This window comes from Actibacterium ureilyticum (assembly GCF_002285435.1).
Lineage (GTDB): Bacteria > Pseudomonadota > Alphaproteobacteria > Rhodobacterales > Rhodobacteraceae > Actibacterium_C > Actibacterium_C ureilyticum.
Genome location: NZ_NSBT01000018.1, coordinates 288,106 through 305,590 on the forward strand (window position 1 = coordinate 288,106; position 17,485 = coordinate 305,590).

At 62.4% G+C, this 17,485-nt stretch carries 20 protein-coding genes and 1 tRNA gene; 10 read left to right on the forward strand and 11 right to left on the reverse strand.

What is annotated here, in order from left to right:
- Nucleotides 1-21 precede the first annotated feature (21 nt).
- Nucleotides 22-1,443, forward strand: a complete 1,422-nt coding sequence (locus CLM60_RS04280) for an aminotransferase-like domain-containing protein (RefSeq protein WP_281256658.1) — start codon at nucleotides 22-24, stop codon at nucleotides 1,441-1,443.
- Here the strand turns inward: CLM60_RS04280 and CLM60_RS04285 are convergent.
- Nucleotides 1,433-1,897, reverse strand: coding sequence for an Lrp/AsnC family transcriptional regulator (locus CLM60_RS04285; protein WP_095587918.1), 465 nt, complete (start codon nucleotides 1,895-1,897; stop codon nucleotides 1,433-1,435). The two genes, CLM60_RS04280 and CLM60_RS04285, sit on opposite strands and share 11 nt — an antisense overlap.
- Nucleotides 1,898-2,003: 106 nt before the next feature.
- On the opposite strand from CLM60_RS04285, the gene putA reads away from it, so the two are divergent.
- Nucleotides 2,004-5,426: a bifunctional proline dehydrogenase/L-glutamate gamma-semialdehyde dehydrogenase PutA gene (putA, locus tag CLM60_RS04290; protein WP_095587919.1), complete on the forward strand. Its 3,423-nt coding sequence runs from the start codon at nucleotides 2,004-2,006 to the stop codon at nucleotides 5,424-5,426.
- Here the strand turns inward: putA and CLM60_RS04295 are convergent.
- The 4 genes from CLM60_RS04295 to CLM60_RS04310 form a co-directional block, all read right to left on the reverse strand.
- Nucleotides 5,423-6,880 (reverse strand): ArnT family glycosyltransferase, encoded by a 1,458-nt coding sequence (locus CLM60_RS04295; RefSeq protein ID WP_095587920.1) that lies wholly within the window; start codon nucleotides 6,878-6,880, stop codon nucleotides 5,423-5,425. The genes putA and CLM60_RS04295 overlap by 4 nt on opposite strands.
- Nucleotides 6,858-7,163, reverse strand: coding sequence for a lipid-A-disaccharide synthase N-terminal domain-containing protein (locus tag CLM60_RS04300; RefSeq protein ID WP_095588025.1), 306 nt, complete (start codon nucleotides 7,161-7,163; stop codon nucleotides 6,858-6,860). The genes CLM60_RS04295 and CLM60_RS04300 overlap by 23 nt, the downstream gene beginning before the upstream one ends.
- Complete coding sequence (locus tag CLM60_RS04305) at nucleotides 7,156-7,890, reverse strand: glycosyltransferase family 2 protein (RefSeq protein WP_095587921.1); 735 nt, start codon at nucleotides 7,888-7,890, stop codon at nucleotides 7,156-7,158. The genes CLM60_RS04300 and CLM60_RS04305 overlap by 8 nt, the downstream gene beginning before the upstream one ends.
- A gap of 70 nt (nucleotides 7,891-7,960) precedes the next feature.
- Nucleotides 7,961-8,998, reverse strand: a complete 1,038-nt coding sequence (locus tag CLM60_RS04310; protein ID WP_245848177.1) for a LacI family DNA-binding transcriptional regulator — start codon at nucleotides 8,996-8,998, stop codon at nucleotides 7,961-7,963.
- A gap of 111 nt (nucleotides 8,999-9,109) precedes the next feature.
- On the opposite strand from CLM60_RS04310, the gene CLM60_RS04315 reads away from it, so the two are divergent.
- Nucleotides 9,110-9,186 (forward strand) — tRNA-Arg (locus CLM60_RS04315).
- A 26-nt stretch (nucleotides 9,187-9,212) separates the two neighbouring features.
- Here CLM60_RS04315 and CLM60_RS04320 read toward each other — a convergent pair.
- Nucleotides 9,213-10,211, reverse strand: coding sequence for a tyrosine-type recombinase/integrase (locus CLM60_RS04320; RefSeq protein ID WP_176473781.1), 999 nt, complete (start codon nucleotides 10,209-10,211; stop codon nucleotides 9,213-9,215).
- A gap of 340 nt (nucleotides 10,212-10,551) precedes the next feature.
- A complete protein-coding gene (locus CLM60_RS04325; protein WP_095587923.1) occupies nucleotides 10,552-10,773 on the reverse strand; it encodes a hypothetical protein in 222 nt (73 codons plus the stop codon).
- A gap of 122 nt (nucleotides 10,774-10,895) precedes the next feature.
- Here CLM60_RS04325 and CLM60_RS04330 point away from each other — a divergent pair, with 122 nt between their 5' ends.
- The gene (locus CLM60_RS04330) at nucleotides 10,896-11,540 is read left to right on the forward strand and encodes a helix-turn-helix domain-containing protein (protein WP_095587924.1); all 645 of its coding nucleotides are present in this window, start codon (nucleotides 10,896-10,898) and stop codon (nucleotides 11,538-11,540) included.
- Here the strand turns inward: CLM60_RS04330 and CLM60_RS04335 are convergent.
- The 4 genes from CLM60_RS04335 to CLM60_RS04350 all read right to left on the reverse strand — a co-directional run bounded on the left by CLM60_RS04335 (nucleotide 11,537) and on the right by CLM60_RS04350 (nucleotide 13,912).
- A complete protein-coding gene (locus tag CLM60_RS04335; protein WP_095587925.1) occupies nucleotides 11,537-12,613 on the reverse strand; it encodes a beta family protein in 1,077 nt (358 codons plus the stop codon). The two genes, CLM60_RS04330 and CLM60_RS04335, sit on opposite strands and share 4 nt — an antisense overlap.
- 11 nt (nucleotides 12,614-12,624) lie before the next feature.
- A complete protein-coding gene (locus tag CLM60_RS04340) occupies nucleotides 12,625-13,137 on the reverse strand; it encodes an ImmA/IrrE family metallo-endopeptidase (RefSeq protein WP_095587926.1) in 513 nt (170 codons plus the stop codon).
- Nucleotides 13,138-13,148: 11 nt separating this feature from the next.
- A complete protein-coding gene (locus CLM60_RS04345) occupies nucleotides 13,149-13,550 on the reverse strand; it encodes a hypothetical protein (protein WP_141246458.1) in 402 nt (133 codons plus the stop codon).
- A 143-nt stretch (nucleotides 13,551-13,693) separates the two neighbouring features.
- Nucleotides 13,694-13,912 (reverse strand): helix-turn-helix domain-containing protein, encoded by a 219-nt coding sequence (locus tag CLM60_RS04350; RefSeq protein ID WP_095587928.1) that lies wholly within the window; start codon nucleotides 13,910-13,912, stop codon nucleotides 13,694-13,696.
- Between the two features lie 75 nt (nucleotides 13,913-13,987).
- On the opposite strand from CLM60_RS04350, the gene CLM60_RS04355 reads away from it, so the two are divergent.
- From CLM60_RS04355 to CLM60_RS04380, 6 genes are all read left to right on the forward strand, one after another.
- Nucleotides 13,988-14,830, forward strand: coding sequence for a hypothetical protein (locus CLM60_RS04355; protein ID WP_095587929.1), 843 nt, complete (start codon nucleotides 13,988-13,990; stop codon nucleotides 14,828-14,830).
- 4 nt (nucleotides 14,831-14,834) lie between these two features.
- A complete protein-coding gene (locus CLM60_RS04360) occupies nucleotides 14,835-15,131 on the forward strand; it encodes a hypothetical protein (protein ID WP_141246459.1) in 297 nt (98 codons plus the stop codon).
- Nucleotides 15,132-15,141: 10 nt separating this feature from the next.
- Nucleotides 15,142-15,321 (forward strand): hypothetical protein, encoded by a 180-nt coding sequence (locus CLM60_RS04365; protein WP_095587931.1) that lies wholly within the window; start codon nucleotides 15,142-15,144, stop codon nucleotides 15,319-15,321.
- Between the two features lie 182 nt (nucleotides 15,322-15,503).
- Nucleotides 15,504-16,070, forward strand: coding sequence for a metallophosphoesterase (locus tag CLM60_RS04370; RefSeq protein WP_095587932.1), 567 nt, complete (start codon nucleotides 15,504-15,506; stop codon nucleotides 16,068-16,070).
- Between the two features lies 1 nt (nucleotide 16,071).
- A complete protein-coding gene (locus tag CLM60_RS04375; protein WP_176473782.1) occupies nucleotides 16,072-16,674 on the forward strand; it encodes an HAD family hydrolase in 603 nt (200 codons plus the stop codon).
- A gap of 6 nt (nucleotides 16,675-16,680) precedes the next feature.
- Nucleotides 16,681-17,484: a metallophosphoesterase gene (locus CLM60_RS04380; RefSeq protein ID WP_095587934.1), complete on the forward strand. Its 804-nt coding sequence runs from the start codon at nucleotides 16,681-16,683 to the stop codon at nucleotides 17,482-17,484.
- The last annotated feature ends 1 nt before the right edge of the window (nucleotide 17,485 follow it).

Below are 17,485 nucleotides of genomic sequence, written 5' to 3' on the forward strand. Positions count from 1 at the left end.
CCGATAATTCTGGCGGTCCACTTGGCGCGTAATCCTGAAAATACCCCCCGTCCGCAGGGCGCGGAGCGGGTCACCCAAATGATCCGGCAACAGATCACCTCGGGCCAGTTGCGGCCTGGTGACAGGCTGCCATCGACCCGCGCTTTGGCCGCCGATCTGGGCGTGTCGCGCACGACCGTGATCGCGGCGCTGAAACGGCTGCGGGCCGGGGGCTGGATCGACAGCCGGCCCGGCGCCCCGGTCCGGGTGCGCCACGACCCACCCATCGACCCGCCGCCCGACGCCGTGCCAACCGAAACCGCGCCGCACCTGTCGGAATTCGGTATGAACCTGGCCACGGCCGGCCGGGAGCAGCGCCACCAGACACCGCCCGAGATCGACTTTCACCCCGGCCTGCACCCCGCCGATGGCTTTCCGGCCGCCGAATGGCGCCGGGCGCAAAGCGGGGCATGGCGTGCCGCGCCGGGGGACGATCCGATGCTGGCGCAGGCGATCCAAGGGTATCTGCGGCGCGGTCACGGTATCGACATCGACACGGCGCAGATCATCGTCCTGAATGGCGCGGCACAGGCGCGCGATCTGTGCCTGCGCCTGTTGCTGACGCCTGGCGACGGGGTGGTGGTTGCCGATCCGGGGCGTGCCAGCCTGCGCCGGTTGCTGACGGCCCATGGCGCGCGCATCCACCCCTTGCCCGCCGATGACAGCGGAATGCAGACGGACGGCCTGGCCGGTCTGTCGGCGCGGCTGGCCATGATTGCATCGATGCATCACCACCCGCTGGGCGGTACGCTGCTGGCGGCTCGCCGCAGCGCATTGACGCGCTGGGCCGAACAGACCGGCGCCTATGTTCTGGATGACGAGGGCGACGGGCTGTTCCGCTTTGATGGCCAGACCGCCGCGCCGCTTTGTCCGGTGGCCCCGCAGGCGCGCAGCCTGTTTCTGGGGCAGTTCGGGCAGGTCCTGTCAGGCCTGACCGATCTGTGCTTCGTCGTGGTGCCGCGCGGGTTGATCGAGCCGTTTTGCGCCGCGCGTGATCTGCTTGGCGCCCCGGGCAGCATCAGCGATCACCACGCCCTGGCGGATCTGTTGGACAGCGGCGCGGTCGAACGGCACCTGCGCCGTCTGCGCCGCAGGTTGGCGCAGACGCGCACCGCGATGATCGCGGCGCTGGACGGGATCGATGGCGTGCGGGTCACCGCGCCGGATGCGGGTCTGCACATGGTGGTGTGGTTCGACCGGATCCCCGCCAGCCAGGAACAGCTGTTCTGCCACATGGCGCGGGCGGCGGGACTGGGCCTGACCCCGCTGGGCGGGTTCGAGGCATCGGGCCCCGCCAGGGAACGTCCGGCCGCTGCGGTGATGGGGTTTTCCGGCCTGTCGCCGGACCGGGTCGAGCTGGGCGTGCTGCGGCTGGAAAAACAACTGCGCAAGTTCAGATCGTGATCACGTCGGGTTCGATCACCGCCTCCATCGACACGAAGCTGGACGTGGAATGCAGAAACGGCAGGGCCGAGACCTTTTCGCTCATCACCCGCCGGAATTCGGCCATGTCGCGCGTCCGGATCTTGACCAGGTAATCGAACCCGCCCGCGATCATATAGCATTCGTCGATCTCTGGGATGTCGCGCACCGCCGCGTTGAACCGTTTCAGCGCGGTTTCGCGGGTGTCCGACAGGCTGATCTGTACAAATGTCACATGGGTCAGGCCCATCTTGATCGGGGACAGAAGCGCGCGGTATCCCGCGATCAGACCCGTGGCCTCCAACCGCCGGATGCGCGCCGCAACGGGAGTTTTCGAAAGGCCCACGCGCTGGGCCAGTTCTGTCACGGGCAGCCGCGCATCGCGCTGAAGCTCGTGGATGATTTTCCTGTCGATCTGGTCGATATCCTCTAGCATACCTGAAAGTCGCGTCCATTTTGGCGGATATGCCTATCACAGATCATATCTTTGGGCAAAAAGGCTTTCGTATTCGCGCTAGGATTCGCCAATACAGGAGAGTCTCATGCCCACCGCGATCCCAGACAGCTTTCGTTTCGACGCCAAATACGTCCCGCAACAGCAGGTGCTGGATCAGCTGATCCGCGACGCCGCCCTGTCGCCCGAGACACGCGCGCGGATCTCTGGCCGGGCCGAGACATTGGTGCGGCGCATCCGTGCGGAATCCAAGCCGACCCTGATGGAGCATTTCCTGGCCGAATACGGGCTGTCGACGCAAGAAGGCGTCGCGCTGATGTGCCTGGCCGAGGCGATGCTGCGGGTTCCGGACGCCGACACGATCGACGCGCTGATCGAGGACAAGATCGTCCCCTCGGACTGGAGCCGCCATCTGCGCGCCGCCGCCTCGCCGCTGGTCAATGCCTCGACCTGGACACTGATGCTGACGGGCCGGGTGCTGGACGATGACCACCCCGGGCTGGGCGGGGTGCTGCGTGGGGCGATCAAGCGGCTGGGCGAGCCTGTGATCCGCACCGCCGTCAGCCGCGCGATGAAGGAGATGGGCCGCCAGTTCGTGCTGGGCGAAACCATCGGCGCGGCCCTGAAACGCGCCGAGGTGCAAGAGGCGCAGGGTTTCACCTATAGCTATGACATGCTGGGCGAGGCCGCGATCACCGCCACCGATGCCGCGCGCTATGCCCGCGCCTATGCCGATGCGATTGCGGCGATTGCCGGGCGCTGCACCGCCGAACAGGTGCGCGACAACCCCGGTATCTCGATCAAGCTGTCCGCGCTGCACCCCCGCTACGAGGTCGCGCAAGAGGCCCGCGTGCTGGCCGAACTGGTCCCCGTGGTGCGCGATCTGGCGCGACAGGCCCGCGCGGGGGGCATGGGGCTGAACATCGACGCCGAGGAACAGGACCGCTTGGTGCTGTCGCTGAAGGTGATCGAGGCCGTTCTGGCCGACCCCGAATTGGCCGGATGGGACGGGTTCGGCGTGGTGGTCCAGGCCTATGGCAAGCGGGCCGGAATGGTCATCGATTGGCTCTATTCCACCGCAAAACGGCTGGATCGGCGGATCATGGTGCGGCTGGTCAAGGGCGCCTATTGGGACACCGAGATGAAACATGCCCAGGTCGAAGGGCTGCCCGATTTCACCCTGTTCACCAACAAGACCGCGACCGATGTCAGCTATATCGCCAATGCGCGCAAGCTGCTGGACTATGCCGACAGGATCTATCCGCAATTTGCCACCCACAACGCCCATACCGTCGCAGCGATCCTGGAACTGGCCGACGATCAGGCGTTCGAATTTCAGCGCCTGCATGGGATGGGCGAACGGTTGCACGACATCGTCTTGCGCGAAACCGGCGGGCGATGCCGGATCTATGCCCCGGTGGGCGCGCATCGCGACCTGTTGGCCTATCTGGTGCGGCGGCTGTTGGAGAACGGCGCGAACTCCTCCTTCGTGCATCAGATCGTGGACGAGGACGTGTCGCCGCAGGACATCGCCGCCGATCCGTTTGATGCTTTGGCCGGGGCGCAGCCACCCGCCGGATTGCTGGCCCCGTCGGACCTGTTCGGCGATGCGCGCCGGAACTCCACCGGCTGGGACCTGACTGACGATCAGACCTTGAGCGGGCTTACGGCGGACCGGGCGGCGATCACCATTCCCGATGCCGCGCCGCTGACCGTCACCGCCGCAACCGGTGCGCCATGCGTGATCCGCAACCCCGCGACCGGCGCGCCGGTCGCGACGGCGTTTTGGGCTGAAACAGAGACTGTTTTGCAGGCCATCGCCGATGCGCAGCCCTGGGCCGATCCGGTCACAACACGCGCCGAAACCCTGCGCCGGGCGGCGGATCTTTACGAAGAGAACGCCGCCGCATTCTTCGCCGTTCTGGCGCAAGAGGCGGGCAAGACCCTGCCCGACGCGGTGGGCGAGCTGCGCGAGGCGGTAGATTTCCTGCGCTACTATGCCCAGCAGGCCGAGGAGCACGACCCGCAGCCGCGCGGCACGATCACGGCGATTTCGCCCTGGAACTTTCCGTTGGCGATCTTCACCGGACAGATCGCGGCGGCGCTGGCGGCGGGCAACGCGGTTCTGGCCAAACCGGCCGAACAGACCCCGCTGGTCGCGGCCATGGCGGTGCGGCTGCTGTTGCAGGCCGGTGTCCCGCAACACGCGATACAGCTTCTGCCCGGGGACGGGCCGGTTGTGGGGGCGGCGCTGACATCCGATCCGCGCATCGACGGGGTGGTTTTCACCGGCTCGACCGCGACGGCGCTGCGCATCCGGGCGGCGATGGCCGATCACATGGACCCCGGCGCGCCGCTGATCGCGGAAACCGGCGGGCTGAACGCGATGATCGTCGATTCCACCGCCCTGCCGGAACAGGCTGTGCGGGACATCTGTGTCTCGGCCTTTCGGTCGGCGGGGCAGCGTTGTTCGGCGCTGCGGTGCCTGTATGTCCAAGAGGACGTTGCGCCGCACATGATCGGCATGATCAAGGGCGTGATGGACGAGCTGCACCTGGGCGATCCCTGGCACCTGACCACGGATGTCGGGCCGGTGATCGACGCGGCGGCGCGTGACGATATCGTGGGTCATATCGACCGGGCGCGCGCCGATGGGCGGCTGCTGCATACGTTGACCGCGCCGGAAACCGGCACCTTCGTCACGCCCGCGCTGATCCGGGTCGACGGCATCGCCGATCTGAAGCGCGAGGTGTTTGGCCCCGTCCTGCATGTGGCGACCTATCGCGCGCGGGATCTGTCGCGGGTCATCGCTGATATCAACGCCACGGGCTATGGGCTGACCTTCGGGCTGCACACCCGCATTGACGACCGTGTGGCCCAGATCGCCGAGAGCGTTCAGGCGGGCAACATCTATGTCAACCGCAACCAGATCGGCGCGGTGGTCGGCAGCCAGCCCTTTGGGGGCGAGGGGCTGTCCGGCACAGGACCAAAGGCGGGCGGGCCGCTTTACCTGCCGCGTTTTGCGCGCGCCGAACCCGGTGTTCCCGGGGCGGGTGCCGACGGGGCGGCGGATGCGGACACGCTGCAATCGCGGCTGACACAAGCTCAATCAAACCATTTTGTGCTGGAACAGTCCCTGTTTCCGGGGCCAACGGGGGAATCCAATACCTTGTCGCTGTCGCCGCGCGGACCGGTCCTGTGCCTGGGACCGGGGGCCGAGGCGACGCGCCAGCAGATCGCGGCGGTCGAGGGGTTGGGCGGCGTGGCCGTGGCCAGCAATGGCGCCGTGGCGCCCGACCGGTTGACCGATCTGACGGGCTTGTCAGCGGTGCTTTACTGGGGCGATGACGCGCGGCCTTTCGCCCAGGCATTGGCGCGGCGCGAGGGGCCGATCATTCCGCTGATCACCGCGCTGCCGGATCGCGCCCATGTGGTGCACGAACGCCACCTGTGCATCGACCGCACGGCGTCGGGCGGCAACACGACTCTGCTGGCGGGCGAGGCGCCCTAGCGCGCCCCCCAGCAATCGCCCGGCACGGTGAACAAATGGAAGCTGTTGCCGCGATAAGCACCGTTTTCAGGTGAAACAGTGCCGATTTTCGTGGCCGCGCCCGCGCAAGCGGCGACCGTATTGCGGCGGGTGATAAACAGAACCGGCGCGGCATCCGTCCCGGGCCAAGGATATTTCAGCGCATAGTGATTTGGCGCACGGCCCGCGGGCGCCAGGGCAAAGAACTGCAACCCGCTGTCGCGGCCGGTATAGAACAGATCCGCCAGCAGATCGCGATTGGTGGACACCACGACTGGTGTGCCCGCTGTCTGTGCGGCGTCGATGATCGACTGGCTCAGCGCGGCGCGGCCCAGATAGCGCACCAGCACCGGCTGATCACGCCCCAGGGTCAGGTCCGGGGCGAACACGCCGGCAACGGGCAGCGCCAGTGCCACCGCCCCGTTGATGCCAAAAGACAGCCAGCGCCACAGCGACCGCAGCCATGGCAGCACCACGACGCTGGCCGCCAGATAGGCACTGGCCGCCCAATTGGCATAGGCCCCCGACAACAGCGCCTGCACTGACACGACCAGCAGGATCGGCACCGAAAAGCACAGCAGCAGCCGCTGTCGTTCGCCCGTCTGCCCAAGCCGCAGGATCAGCCACAGAAGCCCGCCGAAGCAGATCGGCCCAAACACCGCGAATTGCGCGCCCAGGAAACTGCCCAATCCGCCCAGGTTCAGACCCGCCCGTGTGCCCGGATCCCGCACCCAATCGGCATTGTCCAGCGTGTGCTGCACGGTTGAAAACCCGTTCACCACGTTCCACAGGATATTGGGCAGGATGGTCAGCGAAAACGCGCCCAGGACGGTCAGCGCGACTTTGGCCGATAAACGCGATTTGGGCAGGAACAGTGCCGCAATCGCGGCGCAGATCAGGTAATAGATCGCGGCATATTTCGCTAGGAACGCCACCCCCAGCGCCACGCCGCACAGCGCGGCAATCCCGCTGCCCGCCCCGTCTCGCAGCCGCAGATAGAGCGCAAGGCTGAGCGCCATCGCGGGAAACATCACCGTATCGGTCGAGATCAGGATCGATCCCACCGCCACCAGCGGCAACGTGGCATAGCCCACCGCCACGATCAGACCCGCGCGCGCATCGAACAGCCGCGCCGCGCACCAGCCCAGGATCAGCGCCGTGACCGCATGCAGGATCGGCGCGGGCAGGCGGACCCAGAATGGTGCGTCGCTGCCTGCCAGATCGGTTACCGCCCGGATCACCCAACCGATCAGCGGCGGTTTCGAGTAATAGCCAAAGGCGAGCTCCTGCCCCCAGAGCCAATACTGCGCCTCGTCCACGAACAGGTCCATGCGGTTGAACCACAACAGACCGACACGCCACAGCGTCAGCGCCGCCACCAGCCCGATGGCCGGGCCGAACCAGCCCTGTCGCTCAGGCGTTGCGCTTTTCACCACGGATCAGCCACAGGTTTCGCAGATAGATGAAGACGCCGGTCAGCTGGCCCAGGATGAACACCGGGTCCTTGCGATAGATCGCATAGGCCAACAGGATGATCCCGCCGCCGATCGAGAAATACCAGAACGCCATCGGGATGATTGATCGTCCCGCGCGTTCCGACGCGATCCACTGGACCAGAAACCGCGCGGTGAACAGCAATTGCCCGCCCAGTCCGACGACGACCCACCAGAACTCGCCCCAGCCCTGAACATGCAGCCAGGCGAACAGCGTTTCAGCCATGACCGCCCCCATTGTCCAGCGGCTGTGCCTTCTTGCGGCGGCGGATCAGCCAGGCCACGCCGATCAGGTCCGAAACACCGACCAGCGCCCGCTGAAAGTTGTTGTAGTTCGACCGCCCGCCCTGACGTTCGCGATGCGCGACATCGACCAGCGCGATCTCCCACCCGTCGCGCTTGAACAGCGCGGGCAGATAGCGGTGCATGTGATCGAAATAGGGCAGGCGCAGGAACGCGTCGCGCCGAAATCCCTTCAGCCCGCACCCGGTGTCGCGCGTCCCGTCATGCAGGATCCAGGCCCGCAGCGTGTTGGCGAATTTCGATGCCCAGCGTTTCGACGCGGTATCCTGCCGGTTCACCCGCTGCCCGGCGACCAAGCCCAAACGCCCGGTCGTGTCATGCAAAAGCGGGGTGAAAAGCTTGGGCAATTCCGATGGCGGGTTCTGCCCGTCGCCGTCCAGCGTGCAGATGATCGGCGCGGTCGCGGCCAGAACGCCGCTGTGAACGCCTGCGCTTTGCCCGCCGGATTGTGCGTGCTGCACCAGGCGCAGCTGCGGCAGGTTCGCCGCCATCGCCCGCACCCGGTCCGCCGTGTCATCGGTCGAGCCGTCATCGACCACGATGATCTCGAACGCATCCAGATCGGCACAGGCCCGGGCAATGTCCGCAATCAATGAATCGACATTCTCGGATTCGTTTTTCATCGGGATGACGATCGACACCGATGCCATTGTCTGCTGCCCCCATGACCCTTTGCGGGCCTTAAACACCAAAGGTCAGTGCTTGTCCATCGCGCGCTTTCTACCCGCGTTTCAGCGTATCGCCGATCTGCAGGGTGGGGCGCAGCTCGATCCGCTCGCCGCTGCTGTTGCTGTCGTCTTCGCTGCAACGCAGGATGATCTCGGCCGCCTTGCAGCCGATCTCGCGCCGGCAGGCATCCATCGTGGTCAGCCGCCGCGGCAGACCATCCAGCAGCTCGATCCCGTTGAACCCCGCCAGACCCAGCCGCCCGGGCACGTCGATGCCCTTTTCCATGCAATAGATCAGGCCGCCGGCAGCGATCATGTCATTGGAATAATAAAGAAAATCCAGATCCGGCGTGCGGGCCAGCATCGCCTCGGTCAGCTCGCGCCCCTTGGCCAGACCGGATCCGCCGGAATAGAATTCCTGATCCGCGATCTCCAGCCCCGACTTGGCCAGCGCGTCGGTGAAGCCCTCGAACCGTTTGCGGGCGCGGTGATCCATCGGCATCTTGGTTCCCATGAACCCGATCCGGCGATAGCCCGCCTTGACGATGGCGCGGGCCATTTCGACGCCTGCGCGACGGTGCGAAATGCCGACCATCGCATCCACCGGCTCGCCATCCACATCCATGATCTCGACCACCGGGATGCCCGCATTCAGCAGCATCGCCCGCGCCGCGTCGCTGTGTTCCAGCCCGGCAATGATCACGCCCGACGGCCGCCACGACAGCATTTCGTACAGCACGCGCTCTTCCTGTTCGCGCGAATAATGGGTGACACCCACGACCGGTTGCAGCGGCGAATCCTCAAGCACCGAGGATATCCCGGTCATCACTTCGGGGAACACCATGTTCGACAGCGACGGGATGATCACCCCCACCAGGTTCACCCGCTGCGAGGCCAGCGCGCCCGCGATCTTGTTGGGCACATAGCCCAGCCGCCGCGCGCTTTCCAACACCCGCTCGCGCGTGGCCTCGCTCACATCCCCGCGCTGGCGCAACACGCGGCTGACGGTCATTTCACTGACGCCCGAGGCTTCGGACACATCACGCAAGGTCAGCGGGCGGCGGGGGCGTTCGGGTTGCGGCGCGGTCAAATGCAGGTTTCTCCTCCTGATTTCCTGACCTTAGTTAGCGCTAAAACAATTCGGCGGACAAGGCTCTGATCGGTTGAACGCGCAGAAACCCCTTGTTACAGGGGTTGGGCTGGCCCCGTGGCTCAATTGGATAGAGCAGCCCCCTCCTAAGGGGCAGGTTGCAGGTTCGAATCCTGCCGGGGTCACCAACACCTTCTTAAGCATATGTTTATCCTCACTTTTTCTGAAGGTTTGGAACTTTGGTCGGTTGAGTTGGAACTTTTTGTTCCGTTTTCGTGCTGCTGAGCACCTTCCGCTTGTTGAAGTTGCGGATGTATCGTTCGATCTCTGACAGGCTTTCATGCCCCGTCCAGGCCCCGATTTGGGCCGAGGTTCCTTCGGCTTCGGCAAGCGCTCGCGCCCGGCTTTTCCGCAAACCATGCGCCGAGCGACCTGAGATGCCCGCAGCTCTGGCTTTGGCCGCAAACCACTGGCCCGCCGCTTTCACACTCCGGGATTTCCCGTGCGCGGTCGTCATCCATGTCATGTGTTTGTCTTCACGGGCACTCAGAGCGGCATGAAGATAGGCGAGGTCCGTTTCCATGCCTTCTGCGAAGTCCGGTAAGGCACGACTAAAGGGGATTGCGACTTCGCCGCCGGTCTTCTGCTGGCGGAACACGATCCAACCGTCCCGGTCCACGTTGCCGTGTCCCAGCCGAACTGCATCCGAAATGCGCGCGCCGGTCCAGAAGATCACCTCGAACGCCAGACGTTCGGGCGTGTCGATCGACCAGTGCGCGCGAAAAGCCTCAATCTCGTCTTCTGACCATGGGGGATGCCCATCTGACTGCGCGACGGGCGCTTTCTTGGCGTCTGTGGTCGGATCAGCGATCTTATATGTCTCGGCGAGCCATTTCCCAAAGCCCCGCCAAGCTTTCAGGTGGTTGTTCCGTGCGTGTCCCGTGAACCGGTTCAGGTCAGCTTCGATATGCTTGCTCCGAAGGTCGATCACCCGACCATGCCCGTATCGTTCACGGATTTCGTCCAACATGCGCCGTCTGGCGGATCGTGTGCCTTCCGCCAGCCCCACGAGAAAAACATCCGATTTCAGGTATCCCTCAACCGCCAACCCAATGCTGCCCGTCCCCGCGCGTACCCGGATCGGCTCTTTGGAACCCGCAGCAACGGCATAGGCCGCAAGAAAATCAGGATGGTCCGAGGGGAGGTCGGGCATTGCGATGCCCTTTTGCCCCTTTGGACGGTAGTAATAGCGAACATTGCCACTGGGGAACCGCCCGGATGGGTTTAGATGTTTCATCCTTGTCAGCAACCGAACGCCTCGTCGCAACTGTTTCCTTCACTCCACGTTTGTCCCCCAATGGTAGGCAGGTCGGCAAGCGCGGAATCCAATTCCCACCGCAGCCACACGGCCACTCCATCAGCGTTCCTTCCGGGCGGGTAGATGCCACTTCTCACCAGCTTGTCGAAATGCCCCGGCGAATGGCCGCAATACCGGGCTGCGTCCGCCCGACGCAGGGCCGCGCCCCAATCAGTTGGAAGACGTGAACCCTTTATCATCTCAGGCCCTGCGCGGGTATTTCATCTTTGTCCGAGGCGCTTGCGATCAGCCGCTCCATTTGTGCAGGCGTCAGCAGCATCAACCGGCCCAGTTTGTGAAACTGGCCCGTTTCGCGTGCCTTGGTGCGGATCAGGCGGGGGGAGACGTGAACGCCATGCGCGCCAAGCTGTTCGCTCCACGCTTCCGGCGTTTGACCCTCTGTGAGCAAATCTGACATGCTGTCCTCGGTAATCGTCGTCTTTTCTGCATTTATCTACAGGTTTGGGTTGCAAGTCACGCGCTTCTTGTAAATAGATGAAAAGCGGAAGCATGTTTCCGAAATAGATTGAGTGCAGGGTGATGAAGCGGCAAAATTCGGTTGCAGATGACGTGACGGGCGAGATTGAGGAAGAATTGGAGCGCCACCGCGAGGATGCGCGCATGGGTGCGATGCCAAGTAACGCGGTGCATGAAAACCTTCGCCGCTTTCGAATCGCACGCAACCTAAAGAAGCAGGACATGGCCGCCATGATGGAGGTCACGACGCGCAGCTATTACGACTATGAACAAGGCACCCGCGCGATCCCGTCCGACGCGCTTGTCCGCCTTGCCATTCTGACCAGTGGAGATTTGAACGAGATTTTGCTGGGCGGCCCCGCCACGCCGCGCCCCGAGACGATCAACAGCGCGATCAGCGATTTCTGCATTGTCCTGAAATTTCTTGATAAGGAATACCCGGAAATGGACATGCACACCCGCATGGGCGTGGCACGCTTTGTTCTAACCTATGATTGGCAGGGCTTGCCGCGTGTCCATCCTGGCGTGATCCGGGATGCGGTTAAATTGACGACGAAGTACCGTTTCCACCCCGAAGATATCCCTGCGCCACCGTTCTGGGAGAACTACGAGGATCAGGACCAGTTTGAACAGGATATGGCAGACTGGCAGAGTAGGGTGGATGAGGGATTTGTCGAAGGTCCCGTAAAGACGTTTAACCGAGTCTAGTCTTCCCAATCTTCATCAAGGTTCATCCCACCAATATCACCGGCCCCATAAAACGCTTGCCGGTGAAGGTGGATGTTCACCCGAGCTGCCACGTTCTTCTGCGGGGTATCAATGCCGATCTCTTCGTTTATGGTGGTCTGGTAGATCATTTCTTCCCCCCAGATGTTGAGGTCCCCGTCCCACACGTCGCTATTCTCTATCAGCTCTTCTGCGGCGGCTTCAAAGTCCCACTCTGCATCCTTATTCCGGACAATGTACCATGCGCCGTCAGTGGGGTAGTCAATGCGGTCCAGTGGGCGGCTCGCGAACCCTCCCTCTTCACGCGGTCGAGTGCTCCCCCAGTCACCGTAGATGACCTGTGTGCGGTTAGACCTGCGCGAGATTTGGTCGATTAGCTGGCGGTTGCTGAACGGAACCGGCGTGATGCCGCTAAATGCAGAGAACATCTTCGGAATGGAAGTACATGAAAGCACCACAGGCACAGCCGCATCAATCTCTTGCAGGCTTTCGGCAATCACGCCCTCGAACCACACCGAAAGAGTCAATGGGTCCCGGGTCCAGCCTCCCTCTAGGATGATCGCGAAGTCAGCAGCACCCCCAGCGGCGAAGGCCGCAACGATTTCTTGTATGTTGCTAGGGAACCGATCCCGCACGATCCTCATGCAGTACGGGCGCCCCAACTCCTGAATGGCTTCGATTTGCCTTCTCAGGTCAGCTTCACTCTGTCCCCTAGACTGGATACAGGGCCACGCATTCTCGTGCCGCTCCACAAACTCGACCCAGTTAGCGAAGGCGTTATCCGATTCCATCAACCGCGCCAATTCCTGCTGCGGCCCGCTCTCAAGGTTCGTAAACTGATAGTCTCGGTCTATGTCTAGGAAGTAGTTGCGATTGGGGAACGCCCGCTCAACGCGGTCAATAGCCCGGTCTAAGGTGAGGGAATTGGCCCAAGGGGCGAGAAGGATGCAGGGCGTCATCCTATCCTTTGTCGCCCCCGGCAAGAACTCAAGCCCGTTCATTTCGCTGGCGCGGATAGCCAAAGTTGGAACGTAGCTCTTGTTCTCTAGGACCATGGTTCACTCACTCATGCTTCTGCGAAGGTCGACAACCGGATTTCCATGGCAGCTTTGGACACTTGGAACCGCGCCGCAAGGCTTTCTATCGTTGCCTCTGTGACTACGCCGCCAAATTCGTCGCGAAGCACCTGTTCGACAAGTGCCATCGGCATAACAATGTCCGCCGCCAGCCGATTGGCTTCATACTCAATGCGCTCAGGCTCCCCAGAGCGATACAGGACGTTGTCCTTGATCCCGTCCGGCGAGCTGTCAATGACCGCCTTGTGCAGGAAGAAATGGGACAATTCATGTGCGATGGTGAACCTCTGGCGCTCGCGCGCCTCGTGCCGGTTCACGCGAATAGTGTAGTGACCATCTTCCTTCATGATTTGACCGGAAACACCAGTGCTCATGCTGGACACCTTGATAGAAACGCCCAGCTCCTTTGCGAGTTGCCCGAGCTTTACAGGGTATTCTGCAAGATGCCGTTCAAGGATTTCCTTGGCAGGTCCTTCAATTCGCTTGTACTCACGTGAAGTCATAGTTCTCCCTCCTAGCGGTTGCCAGTGTCGTCTGGATCAAAGTCTTCATCTAGCTCACCACGCGGCCCTTGCCCGAATGCAATTTCGTCAATGCGTGCCTTGATCGCGTCATCCGACAGCTTCTCATTGACCAGTTCGTTTACTCGCTCGCTGGCGATCTTCCGGGCTTCGTCCTTGATCCCGCCAAACGTGAAAAAGGCAACAACCCCGATCCCGATTGCGACCGCAGCCAGCACAGCCGTAACCGCAGTCATCATCGCGGACATAAAGCCGAGATATGTAGGCATTGCGATTGCGGGTTCTTGCATGGTGCCGGGCAGTCCGTCGACTGCATCAACGACACCAAGTGACAAGAGTAGATAGCAAAGAACCGCACCACCAACGATGCAACTCACATAACCTACCGCCTTCATCGCTCCGCTTTGACCTGTACAGGCAATCTACACTCCGCCTCATGTTGTTCTTTTTTTGTTCCTGTCAAGAGGAACTTTTTGTATTGTGACAGTTTCAAGCTGATTTGGCTAGTATTCGGCAATACCTTTCTCGGGCGTGCTCGCTATCTCTGGATAAACAGCTCCGCCGCAGGAACCTCAAGCGCCTCAGCTATCCTCAGGATCGTCTTGAGGCCCGGATTCCGCTCCCCACGCTCGATGCCGCCGATATAGGTTCGGTCAAGCTCTACGGTCAGGGCAAACCCTTCCTGTGAATAGCCCTGTGCCTTGCGCAGCTCGCGCAAGCGCTTCCCGAAATCCTCGACTGTAAACGTGCGCTCCATACCGCTGTAGCGCAAAAAAGGTGTTTAATCGTCCACGGACTAATCGTATCATTTTGAGTGACAGAGGAGATTTCGATGAGTTTCGTACGATTTGCCCGCCAGTTGTTCATGGCTTCGCTGATTTCCGGTGCAGCCGCCGCCTACGCCCGAGACAGCCTGACCGAAACGCTGACGCCGGAGCCGCGCCCTTACCCCTACGCGATCCTCGACATTCAGCCGGGGGCCGAGGCGATGGATGCAGCCAGCATGTTCGGCGAACGGATGATGCTGATCCTCGTGCCAGAGCAGGTCGCGCTGCGGGTCGAGAATGGCGAGGGGCGCGTCTTTGCGCTGACCTTCGACCAGAAGCTGGTGACGCAAGGCGTGGGGCTGCACACACGCATGGGCCGCGATCCCTATGCCGAGATCAGCGCCACGCTGGCCACCGAGGCCATGGGAGGGCGGGTGCTGCAAATCCGGCGCACAATCCGCGAGCCGAACGAGAACCTGCCAGAGCCTGCCGCGCTGATCGCGCAGTTGGAAGAGCGCTATGGCTCGCCCTCAAAGCGCGACGGGAGCAGCGCAACATGGGCTTGGGGCGAAGAGGGTTTCATCCCCGATCTCGACGGCCAGCCGCTGCATGAGATCACCACCGTCAGCCAGTTTGGGTCGCGCAAGACGATCCAGTATCGACCCTGCTCAACGGGCTTCAGTGCCGATGCCGAATACCGTTTTCGCCATCACCGTGAAACGCCGATCATGCCGGGTTGCACGGCGCTGTTCACGGTTGGGGTTAGCGGCGGCGCGCAGCTCTCGACCGTCAGCTTTTCGCTGACCGATTTCGATCTGATCCGCCAGCATGTCGCCGAGGTGGATCGTCAAATACTCGAAGCCTTGACCACCGACGCGCCGGTCGCGCCCGCCGATATGGACCTGTGACGCCATGACCGAAACAGCACCAGAAATCCAAACCTGCCCGTTTTGCTACACCGAGATGGACGCTCGGGCAGATGTTTGCCCCAGTTGCCAGGCAACCAAGGACACGACACCCGAATGGGCCAAGCGCTTTGACATCTACAAGACCGGCGTAATCGCGGTCATCATCGGTCTGGGCCTGATGTTTATTGACGGCAAAGGCATCTTGTGGTGGGGGTCCCCTTTCGTTCTGATCGGAGGATTCTTCCTATTCAGGGCGCATAAATTCGACGTCTCCGAAGTGCTTTGGCACCGCAAGGAATAGGAAGGCCGCCATGGAAAGACACTGGATCGACAGCCTCCAGCACCAAGCCGACCGCAAGGAACTGGCCGACCTCTGCGGGCGCAACCGCACCCCGGCAGAAGACGCTTGGCTTGAGGAGCTGAAGGCGCGGGTGCGCGAATGGGCGCGGCTCAATCAGGCCGCCGAGGATTTCGTGAACGGCGCGCCATAGGCAACTGGCCAAAACGGCGCAAATCAGCTATGTCGCCCGCATGATCACAGTACGCGCACATATCACCCTGAATTAGCGCCCGCGAGACAAGGCGGGCGGCTTCGAGCTGTTCGCCGATAGATGATCCCCATCACCGCAACGCCTCTGACGCCGCCGCCACCTGGCATGACGGAGGCAAGGACATGACCAACTGGTATACGGCAGACACCCATTTCGGGCATGAGAACGTCATCGCGCTGTGCGGGCGGCCCTTTCACAATGCCGGTCATATGGACACCGTGTTGATCGAGAATCTTTGGTCCAAGGTCCGTCCCGAGGATGATCTTTGGATCATCGGTGACTTTGCCTTCGGGCCGAAGGCCAAAATGGCAAGCTATCTGGAACCCCTTTTCGGGCAGCTTCCGGGCGCGCGCAAACATCTGGTGATTGGCAATCACGATCTGGAACCGACACTGGCCTTGCCCTGGAACAGCATTTCGCATCTGGCCGAGGTCAAGGATGGCCCCGGCGACCAGGCGCATACGCTGTGCCATTATCCCATGATCACCTGGAACCGCGCGCGGCGCGGTGCGCTTCAGATATTCGGTCACGTCCATGGGCAATGGAAAGGGTGGCGCAACAGCGTCAACGTGGGCGTCGATGTCTGGGATTTCATGCCTGTTCGGTTTGAGGAAATTGCCAGACGCGCCAAAACCCTGCCCGTGAACAGGCATTGGGCGGATGTCGAGCATAAACCAATGGAGTTTTGAGATGCTACAAACCGGTCAAACCATCGCCGGTCATCGAAGAATCAAGGCGATCTGCTTTGATGCTTTTGGCACCGTTGTTGAAATCACCGACAAGCGCAAACCCTATCGCCCCCTGATTGACGGGCTGAACCCTGCCGCCGCGCAGGCGCTGCGCGACAGGCTCATGCGCGAAGACCGGGCGCTGCAAAGCTGGGGTGCGGCACTTGGTGTTGACCTACCCGAGGGACAGCTTGATCAGGTGGCGTCCGAAATTGCCGCGGAATTGCTATCGGTGCGCCTGCGCCCCGGCATTGACGCGATCTGGGCAGATCTGCGCGCCCAAGGGGTCAAGATTGCAATATGCTCCAACCTGGCCACGCCCTATGGAGCCGTCTTGCGCGATCTGCTGCCAGACCCGCCCGACGCTATGATCCTGTCCTATCAGGTGGGGTTCTTAAAACCGGAGCCAGAAATATACGGCTGTGTGGCCAAGGCGCTTGGACTGGAACGCGCGGAAATTCTCTTTATCGGTGACACCCCGTCTGCCGATGTGGAGGGGCCAAAAGCTGCCGGAATGCAGGCGATGCCGATCCACGCCTTCGAAGCCGACATGACCAAAGGATGACCCCAAATGACCCGATTTCTTGTCTGGAGTGACCTGCATGATGAATTCTGGGGCGGCTTCGACCTGCCCGACCTGTCCGCGCCAGTGGACGGGGTTCTGATCGCGGGCGATACCCAAACGATGGGTCGTCATCTGGATATCCCGGCACACGCCGCACGCAAATACGGCTGCCCGGTCGTGGTGATCTGGGGCAACCACGAACCCTACGGCTCGATCTGGTCGGAGCTTCTGGCCAACGAGGAACGCCAGCTTGCCGTGCTGCGCGCCGAAGGCCTCGACATCCGCGTCCTGCATGGCGAAACCACCGAGATCGCTGGCGTACGCATCATCGGCGCGCCGCTCTGGACGGACTTGAAGCTCTTCCCCGAACTGGAGGGCCTCGCATGGGGCATGGTCGGGGATTGCCTGATGGATTATCAGCGGATCGGCGTCACACCCAGGCGCATGTTCTGCGTGCGCACGATGCTGGACCATCATGCGCTGGACAAAGCGGCGATCTGGGACGCTCTACGCCAGCCCCATGACGGACCAACCATCGTCATGACCCACCACATCCCGGTGCGCCAGCTCGTCCACCCCGCCCGCGAAGTCGGCAATGACAACAAACGCGCCCTTTGTGCCGGATTCGCCAGCGACCTATGGGGCGAGATCAAGGGCTTCGACATCCACACCTGGATCTGCGGCCACAGCCACGACAATGAGACGTGGACCGGCAGAGGCAAGCACGGCCCAATCCGCTTCGTCATGAACGGACGCGGATATCCGGGCGAAGAGGTCGAGTTCGATCCGGCCTTTGTGCTGGAGGCCTGAG